This window comes from Nocardia sp. NPDC057440 (genome assembly GCF_042802915.1).
Classification (GTDB): domain Bacteria; phylum Actinomycetota; class Actinomycetes; order Mycobacteriales; family Mycobacteriaceae; genus Nocardia.
In genome coordinates, this window is the sequence record NZ_JBHVDF010000019.1 from 31,216 (window position 1) to 47,053 (window position 15,838).

The following is a 15,838-nucleotide window of genomic DNA, read 5'->3' on the forward strand; positions in this document are numbered from 1 at the left end:
TCGCCCGGTTAGGGATCGGGGTGGGGTCATCCCCGGGCGCGTACAAATGGCGCCGGTTTACACGGCTACTCGAGGGATTGGGCGGACGTGGGAGGAGGTCGCCCGATCCCGTTTTACCCCTGTGCCGGCGAACCGGCCGCGGTCTCGATCGGGACGCTGCACCACGTGCGGGGACCCGCAAACAAGCCGGATCAGAAAAGCCCGCGGCTGTCTGTTCTGCCCGCGGGCGTCTGCGGTCTGCGCCGGTCCCACGCGTCGGAACGCGCTGTGGGCGGGACCGGCCGACCGACGTCACACCATGCCGGGAAAGGCGACTGTCGGGGGGCTGGCGCCGAGGATCGTCTGCCAAGTGGCTTGGCGCAGAGCCGATTCGGTGAGCGCTTCGATGCCCATCCGGCGGACGAGTTCGGTGTCGGCGCGTTCGACCACGCACCGCCACGCGACCGCGCAGTCGGTCTCCACGGTCACCGCGAGGTTGGCCGCTGGGATCGGGTCGTCGACCGGGAACGGGGCCGTGTAGGCGGCATCCGGTGGCGGTGCGGTGGTGCCCGCCGCGGTCAGGGCCTCGACGGTGCTGTCGCGGCGGGCTCGGTGCGCGGCGGTGTATTGGGTGACGAGCCGGTCGCGTTCGGTGGCGGCGTAGGCGTCGATCACGCCGTAGGCGTATACCGCCGCGTATTCGGCGTTCAGCGCGTCGATCAGGGCAATGCGCTCGGCGTCGGTCATGCCAGCAGCACTCCCGCCTCGGTCGCGCAGGCCGCGCTGATGGAGGCCAGCAACCCTGCCCGGTAACCCGAGAGGGTGCGCGCAAGATCGGCGGCGGACTGCTGGGACGCGGCGAGACGATCACGCAACTGATCGATCGTCGGAGGTGCGACGGGTGGGACGGCCGCACCCGACGCCGCCGGTGCCGAGCCCGTGTCGGTCGGGGTGTCCATCGAACGGGTGCGATGCGTGGGGGTGGTGCCGTCGCCGAAGACCCCGATCACCCGGTTGATCTCGGCCCGCAAGGCGTCGGCGTGCTCGGTGCGTTCGCTCGCGATCGTGGTCAGCGCGGCGTGCCGCTGCGGCGTGAGCACGATCGCCGCGGTCGCCGCTGCGGCGTCGGCGCGGGCCAGGACCTCTTGTGCGGCAAGCGGATCAGGCTCGTAGACCGTGTCGTCGGTGCATCCGATCGCCGCGCCGAGCATGAACGCGCCGACCGTGCCGCCACCAGCGATGCGCAACGCGGTGCGCCGGTCCACCGTCACGCGGTGACCGGCCGATGAGCGGTCCACGCAACCGTGCCGGTCGATGGCGATGCCGGAGGTACACCCGGCGCGCGGCGGGGCGGGATGGCGGATGGGCACGGCACTATCGTGCCAGATTCGCGCGGTGCCCCCGACCACCGTCGACGGGTCTGTTCGCCGGAGGCCGGCCGCCGCAGGCGCAGGAAACTTGCCTCAGGCCGCTGGTCCTTTACACTCTCGTGGCGCGTTACGCTAGACCTTCGGTAGAGAATTTTCCCGCCACGTCACAACTGAACCAGGAGCCGCCCCACATGCCGATGCCGACCGAGGAAAGGCTGAGCCAGCTGGTTGCTGGACTCGTCGAACGCCGAGGATTCGACCTCGAGGGCGTCGAGATTTCGACGGCCGGCAAGCACGCGGAAGCGCAGGCTCGGGTGAAGGTGATCGTCGACAGCGACGACGCCGCGGATCTGGACACCATCGCGGAACTCAGCAGGGAACTCTCCGAGCACCTCGACGAGGCAGGCGATTTCGGCGAGACGGAGTACTTGCTGGAGGTCACCACACCCGGCATCGATCGCCCGCTCACCGTCGACCGGCACTGGCGTCGCGCCCGTGGGCGTAAAGTGCGGATCTCGCTACGACCCGGGGTGCCCGCCCCTGATTCGGGTGGATCGGACAAGTTCGAAGCCAGGGTCGGTGCGCTCACCGACGGCACGGTGGCGCTGGTGCTCGGCGGCAAACGCAACCCGCATCGGGTCGGCGTCGCGCTCGCCGACATCGCCGAAGCCGTCGTCCAGGTCGAGTTCTCGCCGCCCGGTGCGCGTGAGCTCGAGCTTGCGGGCGGAGTCGTCCCCGGCCGTCCGCGGCCGGGACAGGAAGAAGAAGTTCTAGGAACGACCGATGCATTGTCCGAATCAGTAACAGCGTCCGATTCGCCGACCGAAGGGATCGTGGAATGAACATCGAAATCGAAGCCCTGCGCGCGATTGTCGCCGACAAGGGGATCTCGATCGAGACCGTGATCTCCGCGATCGAGTCGGCATTGCTCACCGCCTACCGGCACACCGAGGGCCACCAGCCCAACGCGCGCATCGACATCAACCAGAAGACCGGCGTCGTGCGGGTGATGGCCATGGAGGTCGACGCCGACGGCAACATGATTTCCGAATGGGACGACACCCCAGAGGGATTCGGCCGGATCGCCGCGACCACCGCACGCCAGGTGGTGTTGCAGCGGTTGCGCGATGCGGAGAACGAGAAGTCCTTCGGCGAGTTCGCCACCCATGAGGGCGACATCGTCGGCGGCGTCGTGCAGCGCGACGCGCGCGCCAACGCCCGCGGCACCATCGTGGTGCGCATCGGCAGCGAGATGCACGGGACCGAGGGCTTGATCCCGCCCGCCGAGCAGGTGCCAGGCGAAACCTACGAGCACGGCGACCGGATCAAGTGCTATGTCGTCGGCGTCTCGCGCGGCCCGCGCGGCCCGCAGATCACGCTGTCGCGGACGCACCCGAATCTGGTGCGCCGACTGTTCGCGCTCGAGGTTCCCGAGATCGCCGACGGCTCGGTGGAGATTGTCGCGGTGGCTCGTGAGGCCGGGCACCGCTCCAAGATCGCGGTGCGCACCACCGTGCCGGGAGTCAACGCCAAGGGCGCCTGTATCGGCCCGATGGGGCAGCGCGTGCGCAACGTGATGAGCGAGCTGGCAGGCGAGAAGATCGACATCATCGATTACGCGGACGACCCGGCGACTTTCGTCGGCAATGCGCTCTCACCGTCCAAGGTGGTATCGGTCACCATCGTCGATGCTGAGGCGCGCGCTGCGCGGGTCGTGGTGCCGGACTTCCAGCTCTCGCTGGCGATCGGCAAGGAAGGGCAGAACGCTCGCCTGGCCGCCCGTTTGACCGGCTGGCGCATCGATATCCGCAGCGATGCGGCCCCTGACATGGGCGGCAGTGTGCGAACGGAAGCGCATCGAAGTTGACCGGAACCGCTCGCGATGAGCCGCGTATGGCCCCGGCACCGGATGCTCCGGATGACATGTTGGTAACTTCCGCGGGGGCGGGGTTCGGTGATCCGGCCGGTGCAGCGGTAGAGTGGTCTCAGGTTCAACGCGAGCCTTCGGTTTCTTTGCCCGAACGCACCAGTCAGCAGCCAGCGACGCCCCAGCGTCCGGCGGCTCCGGTGCGGACTTGCATCGGATGCCGGAAGCGCGAGTTGGCCGTCGACCTGTTGCGGATCGTGGCGCGGGAATGTGAGACCGGCACAAATGGTTCTCATGCTTTTGCGATCGTTCCCGATCCACAGCGCAGACTTCCCGGACGGGGTGCCTGGTTGCACCCCGTTTCGGTTTGTTTGACCGCAGCAGAGCGACGCCGAGCATTCGGCAGAGCACTACGAGTGTCCGGACATCTGGATATCTCAGCCCTGGAGAAGTACCTCGAGAACAGGCACGAGCACTCATGAGCACACCGTGAAGCACCAACGATGAACGTCCATCGGAGATAACCCGAGGTCGTGCGGGCCCGCCTTCCCTAGGCGGAGGCACTGCTCGACCTCTCAGTGAGGAGAGCAGTGGCAGGCAAGGCCCGCGTGCACGAGTTGGCCAAAGAACTCGGTGTCACAAGCAAAGAACTACTCGCAAAGCTCAAGGAGCAGGGCGAGTTCGTGAAGTCGGCGTCCTCGACAGTGGAAGCACCTGTCGCACGTCGGCTGCGCGAGTCGGTGGCGGCGAAGTCCGCACCGGCCAATGGAGCAGCCAAGTCCGAGGCGCGTCCGGGATCGGCGTCGACGGCCCGTCCGGCCGCCAAGCCCACGCCGGGTGGCCCGCGTCCGGGTCCACGTACTCCGGCTCCGGCTCCGGCAGCCACCCCCGCGGCTCCGGCCGCGCGGGAAACCGCTGAGCCTGCGGCCCGGCCCGCCGAGCGTGTCGCCGACGCGGTGCGCCCCGGTCCGGCTGTGAAGCCGGCTCCCGCGGCACCGGTCGCGCGCGAATCCGCGCCGGTTCAGGACGCCGCACAGTCGGCGCCCGCGGCGAAGGCCGCTCCGGCTCCCGCCGGTCCGCGCCCGACCCCGGGTGGTCCGCGTCCCGCTCAGCCGCAGCAACAGCGCCCCGGCGCCCCCGCGCAGGGCTCCGGCCCGCGTCCCGGTGGTCCCGCGGGCGGCCCGAAGCCCGGCCCCAAGACCCCTCGGGTCGGCAATAATCCGTATTCCTCGGCTCCCGAGCGTGAGCGTCCCGCGCCGCGTCCTGCCCCCGGCCAGGGCGGTCCTCGCCCGGGTCCCGGGCACGGCCCGCGTCCCGGCGCGCCCGCGCAGGGCGGCGCCCGTCCGGCTCCCGGTCAGGGCGGTCCCCGTCCGGCCGCCGGTCAGGGCGGTCCCCGTCCCGGTGGACCGCGGCCGAGCCCCGGCTCGATGCCGCCGCGCCCGAATCCCGGTGCCATGCCTGCTCGTTCGGCCCGTCCGGGTCCGGGCGGCGGCGCGGGCGCCGGTCGTCCGGGCGGTCCCGGCGGTCGTCCGGGTGGACCCGGCGGTCGTCCCGGCGGTGGCGGTGGCGGTGGCGGTGGCTACCGCGGCGGTCCCGGCGGTGGCGGTGGCGGCACGGGTGCGCCCGGTGCCGGTGCGGGTGCCCCCGCGGCGGGCGGTTTCCGCGGTCGTCCCGGTGGCGGCGGTGGTCGTCCCGGTGGACCCGGTGGCCGTGGTGGCGCAGCCGGTGCGTTCGGTCGTCCCGGCGGCGCGGTCCGTCGTGGCCGCAAGTCGAAGCGGGCGAAGCGCGCCGAGTACGAGAACATGCAGGCGCCCGCCGTCGGCGGCGTGCGGCTGCCGCGCGGCAACGGCGAGATCATCCGTCTCGCCCGCGGCGCCTCGCTGTCGGACTTCGCGGAGAAGATCGACGCCAACCCGGCCTCGCTGGTCCAGGCGCTGTTCAACCTCGGCGAAATGGTCACCGCTACCCAGTCGGTGAACGACGAGACCCTCGAGCTGCTCGGCAGCGAGATGAACTACGTCGTGCACGTCGTCAGCCCGGAGGACGAGGATCGCGAGCTGCTCGAAAGCTTCGACCTCACCTACGGCGAGGACGAGGGTGGCGAGGACGACCTGCAGATCAGGCCGCCGGTGGTGACCGTCATGGGTCACGTCGACCACGGTAAGACCCGACTGCTCGACACGATCCGTAAGGCCAATGTCCGTGAGGGCGAGGCCGGTGGCATCACCCAGCACATCGGCGCCTACCAGGTGCTGACGCACGTCAACGACGAAGACCGACTGATCACCTTCATCGACACCCCGGGTCACGAGGCGTTCACCGCCATGCGTGCCCGTGGTGCGAAGGCCACCGACATCGCGATCCTGGTGGTCGCGGCCGACGACGGCGTCATGCCGCAGACGGTGGAAGCGATCAACCACGCCCAAGCGGCCGACGTGCCGATCGTGGTGGCGGTCAACAAGATCGACAAGGAAGGCGCGAACCCGGACAAGATCCGGCAGCAGCTGACCGAATACGGTCTGGTGACCGAGGAGTACGGCGGCGACACCATGTTCGTCAACATCTCCGCCAAGCAGGGCACCAACATCGAGGCACTGCTGGAAGCGGTCGTGCTGACCGCGGACGCGTCGCTGGACCTGCGGGCCAACCCGGACATGGACGCCCAGGGTGTCGCCATCGAGGCGCACCTCGACCGCGGCCGTGGTCCGGTGGCGACCGTGCTCATCCAGCGCGGCACGCTGCGTGTCGGCGACTCGATCGTGGCGGGCGACGCCTACGGTCGCGTCCGTCGCATGGTCGACGAGCACGGTGAGGATGTCGTCGCGGCGCTGCCGTCGCGACCGGTCCAGGTCATCGGCTTCACGTCGGTGCCGGGCGCCGGTGACAACCTCCTGGTTGTCGACGAGGACCGCATCGCACGTCAGATCGCCGACCGCCGCAATGCGCGCAAGCGCAACGCACTGGCCGCGCGCAGCCGCAAGCGGATCAGCCTGGAAGATCTGGATGCCGCACTGAAGGAGACTTCGGAGCTGAACCTGATCCTCAAGGGCGACAACTCCGGTACCGTCGAGGCCCTCGAAGAGGCGCTGCTCGGTATCCAGGTGGACGACGAGGTTCGTCTGCGGGTCATCGACCGCGGTGTCGGTGGTGTCACCGAAACCAACGTCAACCTGGCGTCGGCGTCGAACGCGATCATCATCGGGTTCAACGTCCGTGCCGAGGGCAAGGCGACCGAGTTGGCCAATCGCGAAGGCGTGGACATCCGGTACTACTCGGTGATCTACCAGGCCATCGATGAGATCGAGAAGGCCCTGAAGGGCATGCTCAAGCCGATCTACGAAGAGGTCGAGCTGGGTCGCGCCGAGATCCGCGCGATCTTCCGGTCCTCCAAGATCGGCAACATCGCCGGCTGCATGGTCACCTCCGGTTCGGTCAAGCGCAATGCGAAGGCCAGGCTGCTGCGTGACAACGTGGTGGTCGCCGAGACGATGACGATCTCCTCCCTGAAGCGTGAGAAGGATGACGCCGCCGAGGTCCGCGAGGGCTTCGAATGCGGTATGACCGTCACCTACTCCGACATCAAGGAAGGCGACATCATCGAGGCCTACGAGCTGCGCGAGAAGCCGCGCGACTGATAGCCGCGTCAGCGTCGCGCCCGCCCGTCACCCCGGCGAAAGCCGGGGCTAGGGTGGGCGCGACCTGACGGTGCTGTCGTCTCGATACTGAAGAAGCTCGACACTGAAGAGGTGTGCGTGTACCTCGGTGCACTGGAGTTCGACATCCTGCTCGGTGATGTGCATTCGCTGAAGGAGAAGCGTTCGGTGATCCGGCCGGTCCTGGCCGAGTTGCAACGCTTCGGGGTGAGTGCCGTCGAAGGCGGAGAACACGACCGGCATCGCCGGTCGTTGCTGGGAGTCGCCATGGTCAGTTCCGGAATGGATCACCTGACCGAGGTGCTCGATAAATGTGAGCGGCACGTTGCCGCCCGTCCGGAGTTAGAGTTGCTGGCAGTGCGCCGCAGGATCTTCGGACCCGAAGACTGACGATTTAATGTGAGGAGGGTTCAGCCATGGTGGATCAAGCCAGGGCACGCCGACTCGCCAAGCGGATTTCCGCGATCGTGGCGACCGCGATCGAGTACGAGGTGAAGGACCCGCGCCTGAATTTCGTGACCATCACCGACGCCAAGGTCTCCCCGGATCTGCGGGACGCCAAGGTGTACTACACGGTGCTGGGCGAAAGCTTGGACGTCGAACCCGATTACGAGGGCGCGGCCATGGGCCTGGAAAAGGCGAAGGGCGTGCTGCGTTCGAAGGTGGGCGCAGGCACCGGGGTGAAGTTCACCCCGACGCTGGCCTTTGTGCTCGACAAGGTGCCCGAGGTGGCTGCGGACATGGAGGCATTGCTGGCCAAGGCCAGAGCCGCCGACGAAGAGGTGGCGAAGGTGGCGGCCACCGCTACCCACGCAGGCGAGTCCGATCCGTACAAGGTCGAACGCGACACCGACGAGTGACTTGCGGTAAACGATGACGACGATGCCCGAAGCGGTCGGTCTCGGCGCGGCTGATCTCGATGCGGCCGTCGCGGCATTGACGGCCGCACGCTCGGTCACCATCCTGTGCCACGTGCAGCCCGATGCCGACACCATCGGCAGCGGGCTGGCATTGGCGTTGGTACTGCATCGTCGCGGCGTTCCTGTGTGGGTGTCGTTCGCCGAACCGGCCGAGTTGCCCGTTTCGATGCGGTCGTTGCCGGGCGCCCATCATTTGGTCGCGCCGGACCAGGTACCCCGCGCAGTGGACCTGCTCGTGGCCGTGGACTGCGGCAGCGCGGGCAGGCTCGGCGCTTTGGTCGACCGATTGTCCGGTGCCGCAACGACACTGGTGCTCGATCATCACCGATCCAACACCAGGTTCGGGACTGTCAATGTGGTCGATCCGAACGCCGAGTCGACGACCAGCGTGCTGGTCCGGTTGCTCGACGCATGGCAGGTGCCGATCGATCCCGAAGTGGCGCACTGCCTTTACGCCGGACTGGTCACCGACACCGGCTCGTTCCGCTGGGTTCGGCCCGGCACACACCGTTTGGCCGAGCGACTGCTGGCCACCGGCATCGACGGTGCGGAGATCGCCCGCACGCTGATGGACACCCACCCGTTCAACTGGCTGCCGATGCTGTCGCGCGTCCTGGGCTCCGCGCAGTTGGTGCCCGCGGCGAATGGCGGCACGGGCCTGGTGTACGCGTTCGTGCGTCGCGCCGATGTGGCCGAGGTCAGCTCGGAAGAAGCGGAGAGTGTCGTCGACATTGTCCGCACCACCGCCGAAGCGGGCGTTGCCGCGGTCTTCAAGGAGTCACGCACCATCCAGGAGCGCTGGACCGTGTCGCTGCGTTCCCGCGACACCGCACCCGGCGCCGCCGACGGCGTCGACGTGGCGGCGATAGCAACGGCTCTTGGTGGCGGCGGACATCGCTTCGCCGCCGGTTACACCACCAACGGCACCCCCGAATCCATCGTCGCGGCACTGCTGGCCGCTCTCGGGTGAGCGGATGAGCACTGCGGACCTCGGCGGGGATGCTGGGCACGAGTCCATCGTGGTCGCCGCACCGCCGGAGCCCGCTGATCCGGCGCTGAATGCCGGGCCGAGGCGGATTCTCGGACTTGCGGTGCCGACGCTGGGAGTGCTCGTCGCCGAACCGATCTATCTGCTGTTCGACCTTGCGGTGGTCGGGCGGCTCGGGGCATTGGCGCTGGCCGGGCTTGCGGTCGGGGGATTGATTCTGGCTCAGGCGAGTTCGCAGCTGACCTTCTTGTCCTACGGCACCACCGCGCGTGCTGCCCGCAGGCATGGTGCGGGGGACGAGCGCGGGGCGGTGGCCGAGGGTGTGCAGGCGACGTGGATCGCCGTCATATTGGGGGCGCTGATCGTCATAGCGGTGCAGGTGTTCGCGATTGCGCTGACGAACGTGATCGCCGGCGGTGGGGATATCGCGGCGGAGGCGCTGCTCTGGGTGCGGATCGCGTTGTTCGGCGTGCCACTGATCCTGATTTCGATGGCGGGCAACGGGTGGCTGCGTGGGGTGCAGGAGACCCGTCGGCCGTTATTGTTCGTCGTTGCCGGGCTGTCGGTTTCGGGTGTGCTGTGCCCGGTACTGGTGCACGGGCTGCTCGGTGCACCACGCCTCGAGCTGCCAGGATCCGCTGTAGCCAATGTCGCCGGGCAGGCCGTGACGGCCGCGTTGTTCCTCAGTGCTCTGGTGCACGAACGTATTTCGCTCGCTCCGCACTGGTCGGTTATGCGTGCTCAGCTGGTGCTCGGTCGCGACCTGATCGTCCGCAGTCTCGCCTTCCAAGCCTGTTTCGTCTCGGCGGCCGCCGTCGCCGCCCGATTCGGCGCAGCCTCCGTCGCCGCCCACCAATTGGTGCTGCAACTCTGGAATTTCCTCGCCTTGACGCTGGATTCGCTCGCGATCGCCGCGCAAACCCTGGTCGGAGCCGCGCTCGGCGCAGGCGACGCACGGGGGGCACGCAGCCTGGGACGTCGCATCACTCGCTGGTCGGAGCTCTTCGCATTGATCTTGGCGGCGTTCTTCGGCGCGGGCGTCGTAGTGATACCGAAGCTTTTCACCGACGACCCCGCCGTGCTCGACCGCACCCACGTCGCGTGGTGGTTCTTCGTCGCCATCATCCCGGTCGCCGGCATCGTCTTCGCGCTCGACGGCGTCCTGCTCGGCGCGGGCGACGCCGCCTACCTGCGTACCACTACCCTCGGCGCGGCACTGCTCGGCTTCCTGCCCGCGATTTGGCTATCGCTGGTTTTCGACTGGGGCCTCGCCGGGATCTGGTCCGGCCTTGTCGGATTCATGCTGCTGCGGTTGATCGCCGTGGTCCGGCGGGCCGAGTCGGGCCGATGGGCGCAGGTCGGCACGGAAATTCCCGGCCGGGGCCGCGCGGACGCCTGAGTCTGGAAGACTCGCCGGCGCGCCCCGCGGTTGGGGGCGAGCTCACCTCTCCGCGCTGTCTGAGCGGGGCGGGGTACCCGGCTCGGCCTTCCGCAACTCGGGTACCGGACGGCCGGTTTCCAGCGTGGTCTACTGGCGGTGGATGCGTCGACCGGAGTAATCCCTCGGACGGAAGACAAGGCGCTGCCCCGTCGGCTGGGTCGGTCAGCGCTCGACGTAGCGCCGGACGACCACCGTTGCGGGGCGAATGGAGCGGCCGGAGACGGTGAGGCCGGGTTGGATCAGTCCGTCGACGGTGCGATCCGCTGCCGGGTCGTCGGTGTCCGCGACGTCGGACGCCTCCATGGTGAGCGCGTCGAAGGGTGAGTCGGGGCGGGGTGTGACGAGGGATCCGCCGCGGCCGACGATGAGGCGCTCGACGCGAGCGGCAATGGCGTCGAAGGCATCACGTTCGCGGGGGGACTGCGCGGTGGCGGCGCAGGCGGCGGTGTCGGCATGCAGAGCGAACAGTTCGACGACCAAGGGAAGATCGGCTCCCGCACGGTCCCGATCGGCGCGTGCCTTGGCTGCGTCGACCATGCGCTCGATGGTCACGGCCTGGCGGGCGATCACGCGGGACAGGTCCTCGATGCGCTCGGCGAGCTGATCGATCGTGGTCTCCGGATCTTCGACCGACCGGGCGGCTGGTTCCGTCATATTCGCACCATAACCGGACCTGATAGATCAGGTTGGGCGCCAGCAGGATTCGGCGGTATGCGTGGCTGGGAATCGGTCGGATCCGACTGCTACCATCGCGTCTCATGGGGGTTTACGGCATCGACCTGGGCACCACGAACTCGGCCATCGCGCGGATCGACGTCGACGGCCGACCCGAAATCATGGTCGGGATGACCGGCGACTCGACGGTTCCCTCGGTGGTGCTGTTCGCGTCCGCGAACGATTATCTCGTCGGTGAAGGCGCACGGCGGCAGGCCCGGCTGGATCCGGAACATGTGTGCGCGTTGGTTAAACGCCGTATGGGCGACACCGAGTGGCGATTCGCGGCGCACGGGAAGACCTGGTCGGCGCCCGCGGTATCGGCGCTGATCTTGAAAAGCCTTGCCTCCGATGCCGAATTCGGTGGTGGCGATCCGGTCAAACGTGTCGTCATCACCGTCCCCGCCTATTTCGGTGACGAGGAGCGTCGCGCGACGATCCAGGCGGGCACCTACGGCGGCCTCGATGTCGCCGGCGTGCTGTCGGAGCCGATCGCCGCGGCGCTGTCCTACGGGTTCGGACGGCTCGACGGCAGTGCGGATGTCGATAAGCACCCGGCGCGCGAGACCGTGCTCGTCTACGACCTCGGCGGCGGCACATTCGATGCCACCGTCATCGAGCTCGCCGATCGCCGCATCTCGGTGCTCGCGGTCGAGGGCGATCATCAGCTCGGCGGCGCCGATTGGGACGAGCGGATCGCCCTGTATCTGTCGCAGCAATTCTGCGCGGCCAATCCGGATGCCGAAGACCCGCTGGATGATTCGGCGGGATCGCAGATGCTGGTGCTGGCCGCCGAACGGGCCAAGCGTGAGTTGACCGACGCCGACCACACCGATGTGGTGGTCGCCCACGACGGCGCAAGGGCCGTCATCTCGCTGGCCCGCGACGACGTCGAGACCATGACCGCTTCACTGATGCGGCGCACGATGGACCTCACCCGCGACTGCTTGGTCGCGGCGGGCAAGCGCGGCGTCTCGGCCGTCGACCGCTTGCTGCTGGTCGGCGGCTCGTCCCGAATGCCCATGGTGGAGCGTGAACTTCAACGGGAGCTGGGGCTGGCGGGCGAACTGCGCGATCCCGATCTGTCGGTGGCACGCGGCGCCGCGCTGTACGGGGAGAAGCTCGAGATGGAGCGCCTGATCATCGCCGACCTGGTGACCAGAGGCAGGCTCCGCGTCGGAGCGGGCATCCGGGATGCGCCGCAACAGGATCTGGACAATGCGATCGGACGGGTCGCCGCGTCGTTCGGGCAGCCGGTGAGCCTGGTGCGCCGAATGCTGGAAATTCAGGTCGACACCGTCGTCTCCCGCGGATTCGGCGTGCTCGCGCTGGACCAACGGTACGGGCTGGCCGCGACCTGGCTGGTCGACCGGAATCAGACGTTGCCGGTGCGGGTGCGGCGGTCCTTCGGCACGATCCGCCCGGACCAGGACGAGATCGCCCTGACCGTGGTCGAGCAGCAGGGGCAGGCGGCGTCGATGCGGCCCGAGGACACGAAAGTACTGATAGAGGGTCGCATTCGGGGGATTCCGCCCGGGTATCCCGAAGGCAGCGAGGTGCGAGTGACCTTCGAAATGGGTTTCGACGGCGTGCTGCACGTGACCGCCCATCACATCGACGCCGACATTCCGTTGGTCCTGTCGACCCAGACCGGGGCGACATTGTCACAAGCCGACGTGGAGCGTGAGCTGGATCAGGTCCAGCGTTCGCGCCGTCGCAGTAGCTGAGTCCGCGGATGGAGGCCTTCGACCCGAACGACTATCGCAAGCGTGTTCTCGCCGGGGTCGAGCGTAGCGGCGGTATCGAGCACTCGGATCCGTTCGAGCTCTACGACATTCCGCTGGCGGAAGCAGACACTCTGAGCGATGCCGAGGTGGCCGCACACGTCGCCGAGGTGTGGGGTTTCTGGCAGCGTCAGCGCGATCATCCGAAGTACCGGGTGCTGGTGGGGCTGCTTGTCGATGCGCACTCCACGTTGTCGGGGCTGGTGCTCGACTCGCAAGCGCGGCGGGCCGAGGCGGCGCGGGTGCGTGCGCTGCGTGCCCAGCGCGACGCGGACCGATACGGCATGCTCGATACCGCGATATCCCGCTTGGTGCAGCGCCACGGCGGCGTACCGGCCGGAAAAGTCGAGGGACTGACCGAGATCGGCGCGATGGGCGGGCTCACTGCCGCGGAGGTTGCGACGCGGATGCGCAGGCACCGAGTCATCGCCGACGCCGAACCCGCCGCTCCCAGCGTGCTCACCGACCAGCGCAGGCGGCAGATCCGCCAACTGCTCGCCGAGTGGGAGCGGCTGGTGGAGGGACGGCCGACACCGACCTTGTTCGCCCTGCTGCGAGTGGATTCCACGAAGGCGGGCCACACTCGGGAGATTCGGCCGCGCGCCGAGGCATTGCGCGCCCGGTCTCGGGAACTGCCGCCGGGCCGGGTTCGAGTGGTGCTGGACGAACTGCTGATTCACGTTCACGACGTGCTCGAGTCCGGTGACGCTGCCGTCGCGGAATACCGGCGCGCGGTGGCCGAGGATGTCGCCGCCGAGCTTCGCCCGAAGGTCAGGGCCGCGGTGCTTGTCGAAGACGAGCTCGTCGGTGCGGATTTCCAGTATCTCGTCGACGAGGCTGTCGCGTTGGGGCTCGCCCGCGCCGACGCCGCCCGGCTGCTCACCGGGCTCGCCGCGGAACTCGGTGCCGTTGTGGAGGATTCGTCGCACGGCGCGCCGCCCTCGCGAACGCCTACGACCTCCGGTGCCACGCTGCCGAGAACCGCGCCGCGTGGCACGACCGCAACCCCGCCGCGCACAGCATCGACGTCGGGTACGCCGCCGAATCGACCGGCAACGGCTGCGCCTCGGCAATGGGAGACGCCGTTGAAGGCGGCACGCGCGGCGTTGCGAGCCGGACGCCCGAGCGAAGCGGCGCGTCAGGTCGCGCAGGCACGTCGGCTCCTCGGCGCCGATGATAACGGCCTGACACCCATCAGGTCGGTCGCCGACGAAGTGGATCGGGTGCTCGCGGCGGCCGCCACACAGTGGCGCAACGCGAGCGCGGCGTGCACGGCGAAGCGATACGTCGAGGCCGTGCCGCACCTGGAGTCCTTGCAGCGCACCGCCTCCGACGTCCTGCCCCCACAGCAGGGTCGCACCCTCGACGAACTACTCGCCGAAGCACGGGCGGCGATCGCCGAAGCGGACCGGCTCGTCGCCGCAGCACAGGATGGCCCCGCCGACGCCATGCTGCGCGGTCTGCTCGACGCCAAAGCCATCTGCGCCGACCATGAAGGCGCAGCAGCCGCGCTCGCGGAGACCCCTGTCGAGGCGCCGGCCCGTGTCGAGGCCACCCGGACCGCGACCGGATCGGTCCTGGTGGTCTGGTCACCATCGTCGACTGCCACAGTCGATTACCGAGTGACCCGCCTGCAGCCGGACGGCTCCTGGCGCGTAGTCGGCCGCACCCGAGCCACCGAACTCGAAGACGGCGGCGCACCGGCAGGCCGGCTGTCCGTCTATGCGGTAGCCGCCGCAGTCGCCGGGAAGTACTCGGAGATCACTCGATCCGACACCGCATCCACTCCGCATTTCGTCGGGGAGTCCCCGAAACCTCTTGGTGAGCAACCACTCTCACTGTCGCAACCTTCGCTGGAGGATTCGATACCGGCGCAGACCTGTCCCGAGGTCCATGCCGTGCCCTCGCAGGGCGATCCTGGCGATTCGCCGGGAGCTGCTGCGTCATCGTCCGACGATGCTGTGCCCCACATGGGCGATGACCGCCATTCGCATCGTGCGCGAGATGGTGAGTTCTCGCCCGATGGTCGCGGAAATTTGCCGAGTCATGGTGCGACCTCGCCGTTCCAGCCGGGGCATCCGCAGAGCGATGGCGGTGACTCGCAGGGCGAGCGGATGTCCTCGCCGGACGAACACGAGTATCCGCAGGCCGATAGCGGGCGCTCCGGCGGCGATCGTGCGCAGGCACAGGACGATCCCGCCCGCCGGCACGATGATCCCGGTCCCGGCGGGATCCCCACTGTCATGGGCTTGGCCGAGCAAAACGGCCTGCTGGTGTTCACCTGGCCGAGTGGTGTTACCGAAGTGATGGTTGTCATCCGCGCCGACGAACCGCCGAGCACCCCGGACGACCCGTGCGCCCGCGCGTGGAAGGTCACCAATATGCGCTACGAGATCGACGGCGGCGTTCGCATCCCCGAGGATATCGACCGCCCCTGCCACATCGCGATCGCGTCATGCCGTCGCGAAGCCACGGGAAAACTGACTGTCGCAACAGGTTTCGCAGGCACAGCCCGAATCCACTGGGAACGCTAGCGAGTTTTCGCAACCGGCGTCGGGCGTGGTCGCTGCGGCTGACGCTGGTGGCAATTCACTGATGCCGTATCCGCCGACCATCCGCCCGGAGCTGTTGATTCCATCAAGCGGCTCGCCGCCGCGGCGATAGAGTTCCCTGCGCGGCTGAGAAGGCGGGGCTTCTCCGTCGCTCAGCGAGGGCGGCGGGTGCGTGATCGGGTCCAACGACCAGCCCGGCATGCCACCCCAGTAAACGGATAATCGTCAGCGGTCGACCAGCGAAATGTCCGGCCGTCCACGTACTCCGCGGACGACGGGGTCGGCGACCAGCTGAGTCGACGTGATGGTGTGGGTGAATCCGCCGATGTTTGCGTTGTGGTGCTCGTCCGGCGCGAAGTCGACATCGAACCCGTCCAAGACGAGCGCGGGATTGTCTTTCAGCTGCTGGCGGTACTCATCCCAGGCGAACCGCAGTTAGGCAACTTCCGGAAGGACCAGCGGATCGGGGTACACCTGGTGGACAGCGTCTTCGCTCTCGGCCCCGGCGCCAGCGCCGCGGGAGGCCGACCGGGTAGGGCGCGGACGGCAGTGGTGCCGAAATTCGCGACC

14 protein-coding genes are annotated in these 15,838 nt (G+C 68.5%); 10 read left to right on the forward strand and 4 right to left on the reverse strand.

Annotated elements, in window-relative coordinates; translation table 11 throughout:
- Nucleotides 1-291 precede the first annotated feature (291 nt).
- Nucleotides 292-726 (reverse strand): ferritin-like domain-containing protein, encoded by a 435-nt coding sequence (locus ACFU4Z_RS30390; RefSeq protein ID WP_379069788.1) that lies wholly within the window; start codon nucleotides 724-726, stop codon nucleotides 292-294.
- Nucleotides 723-1,349 carry a hypothetical protein gene (locus ACFU4Z_RS30395; RefSeq protein WP_379069791.1) on the reverse strand — a complete coding sequence of 209 codons (627 nt, stop codon included), beginning with the start codon at nucleotides 1,347-1,349 and terminating at the stop codon, nucleotides 723-725. Before ACFU4Z_RS30395 ends, ACFU4Z_RS30390 begins: the two co-directional genes overlap by 4 nt.
- A 191-nt stretch (nucleotides 1,350-1,540) precedes the next feature.
- On the opposite strand from ACFU4Z_RS30395, the gene rimP reads away from it, so the two are divergent.
- The 8 genes from rimP (at nucleotide 1,541) to ACFU4Z_RS30435 (ending at nucleotide 10,176) form a co-directional block, all read left to right on the forward strand.
- Nucleotides 1,541-2,191 carry a ribosome maturation factor RimP gene (gene rimP / locus ACFU4Z_RS30400; RefSeq protein WP_379069794.1) on the forward strand — a complete coding sequence of 217 codons (651 nt, stop codon included), beginning with the start codon at nucleotides 1,541-1,543 and terminating at the stop codon, nucleotides 2,189-2,191.
- The gene (gene nusA / locus ACFU4Z_RS30405) at nucleotides 2,188-3,216 is read left to right on the forward strand and encodes a transcription termination factor NusA (RefSeq protein ID WP_366527416.1); all 1,029 of its coding nucleotides are present in this window, start codon (nucleotides 2,188-2,190) and stop codon (nucleotides 3,214-3,216) included. The genes rimP and nusA overlap by 4 nt, the downstream gene beginning before the upstream one ends.
- 146 nt (nucleotides 3,217-3,362) lie before the next feature.
- The gene (locus ACFU4Z_RS30410; protein ID WP_379070064.1) at nucleotides 3,363-3,698 is read left to right on the forward strand and encodes a YlxR family protein; all 336 of its coding nucleotides are present in this window, start codon (nucleotides 3,363-3,365) and stop codon (nucleotides 3,696-3,698) included.
- A gap of 108 nt (nucleotides 3,699-3,806) precedes the next feature.
- Nucleotides 3,807-6,851 carry a translation initiation factor IF-2 gene (gene infB, locus ACFU4Z_RS30415; RefSeq protein WP_379069796.1) on the forward strand — a complete coding sequence of 1,015 codons (3,045 nt, stop codon included), beginning with the start codon at nucleotides 3,807-3,809 and terminating at the stop codon, nucleotides 6,849-6,851.
- A 117-nt stretch (nucleotides 6,852-6,968) separates the two neighbouring features.
- Nucleotides 6,969-7,259, forward strand: coding sequence for a DUF503 domain-containing protein (locus tag ACFU4Z_RS30420; RefSeq protein ID WP_379069798.1), 291 nt, complete (start codon nucleotides 6,969-6,971; stop codon nucleotides 7,257-7,259).
- A 26-nt stretch (nucleotides 7,260-7,285) separates the two neighbouring features.
- Nucleotides 7,286-7,729: a 30S ribosome-binding factor RbfA gene (gene rbfA, locus ACFU4Z_RS30425; RefSeq protein WP_379069800.1), complete on the forward strand. Its 444-nt coding sequence runs from the start codon at nucleotides 7,286-7,288 to the stop codon at nucleotides 7,727-7,729.
- A gap of 13 nt (nucleotides 7,730-7,742) precedes the next feature.
- Nucleotides 7,743-8,759 carry a bifunctional oligoribonuclease/PAP phosphatase NrnA gene (locus tag ACFU4Z_RS30430; RefSeq protein ID WP_379069802.1) on the forward strand — a complete coding sequence of 339 codons (1,017 nt, stop codon included), beginning with the start codon at nucleotides 7,743-7,745 and terminating at the stop codon, nucleotides 8,757-8,759.
- A gap of 4 nt (nucleotides 8,760-8,763) precedes the next feature.
- Nucleotides 8,764-10,176 (forward strand): MATE family efflux transporter, encoded by a 1,413-nt coding sequence (locus ACFU4Z_RS30435; RefSeq protein ID WP_379069805.1) that lies wholly within the window; start codon nucleotides 8,764-8,766, stop codon nucleotides 10,174-10,176.
- A gap of 204 nt (nucleotides 10,177-10,380) precedes the next feature.
- Here ACFU4Z_RS30435 and ACFU4Z_RS30440 read toward each other — a convergent pair whose 3' ends face one another.
- The gene (locus ACFU4Z_RS30440; protein WP_379069808.1) at nucleotides 10,381-10,872 is read right to left on the reverse strand and encodes a nucleotide exchange factor GrpE; all 492 of its coding nucleotides are present in this window, start codon (nucleotides 10,870-10,872) and stop codon (nucleotides 10,381-10,383) included.
- 104 nt (nucleotides 10,873-10,976) lie between these two features.
- Here ACFU4Z_RS30440 and ACFU4Z_RS30445 point away from each other — a divergent pair, with 104 nt between their 5' ends.
- Nucleotides 10,977-12,659 (forward strand): Hsp70 family protein, encoded by a 1,683-nt coding sequence (locus ACFU4Z_RS30445; RefSeq protein ID WP_379069811.1) that lies wholly within the window; start codon nucleotides 10,977-10,979, stop codon nucleotides 12,657-12,659.
- Nucleotides 12,660-12,667: 8 nt separating this feature from the next.
- Nucleotides 12,668-15,250, forward strand: coding sequence for an Ig-like domain repeat protein (locus tag ACFU4Z_RS30450; RefSeq protein ID WP_379069814.1), 2,583 nt, complete (start codon nucleotides 12,668-12,670; stop codon nucleotides 15,248-15,250).
- Nucleotides 15,251-15,493: 243 nt separating this feature from the next.
- Here the strand turns inward: ACFU4Z_RS30450 and ACFU4Z_RS30455 are convergent, their stop codons facing one another.
- Complete coding sequence (locus tag ACFU4Z_RS30455) at nucleotides 15,494-15,646, reverse strand: hypothetical protein (RefSeq protein WP_379069817.1); 153 nt, start codon at nucleotides 15,644-15,646, stop codon at nucleotides 15,494-15,496.
- Nucleotides 15,647-15,838 lie beyond the last annotated feature (192 nt).

Bases quoted from the DNA above. Each gene is read 5' to 3' on its own strand.
- ACFU4Z_RS30430 (WP_379069802.1), top strand. From the start codon at position 7,743: ATGACGACGATGCCCGAAGCGGTCGGTCTCGGCGCGGCTGATCTCGAT.
- ACFU4Z_RS30435 (WP_379069805.1), top strand. From the start codon at position 8,764: ATGAGCACTGCGGACCTCGGCGGGGATGCTGGGCACGAGTCCATCGTG.
- rimP (WP_379069794.1), top strand. From the start codon at position 1,541: ATGCCGATGCCGACCGAGGAAAGGCTGAGCCAGCTGGTTGCTGGACTC.
- ACFU4Z_RS30450 (WP_379069814.1), top strand. From the start codon at position 12,668: ATGGAGGCCTTCGACCCGAACGACTATCGCAAGCGTGTTCTCGCCGGG.
- rbfA (WP_379069800.1), top strand. From the start codon at position 7,286: ATGGTGGATCAAGCCAGGGCACGCCGACTCGCCAAGCGGATTTCCGCG.
- ACFU4Z_RS30390 (WP_379069788.1), bottom strand. From the start codon at position 726: ATGACCGACGCCGAGCGCATTGCCCTGATCGACGCGCTGAACGCCGAA.
- ACFU4Z_RS30445 (WP_379069811.1), top strand. From the start codon at position 10,977: ATGGGGGTTTACGGCATCGACCTGGGCACCACGAACTCGGCCATCGCG.
- ACFU4Z_RS30440 (WP_379069808.1), bottom strand. From the start codon at position 10,872: ATGACGGAACCAGCCGCCCGGTCGGTCGAAGATCCGGAGACCACGATC.
- nusA (WP_366527416.1), top strand. From the start codon at position 2,188: ATGAACATCGAAATCGAAGCCCTGCGCGCGATTGTCGCCGACAAGGGG.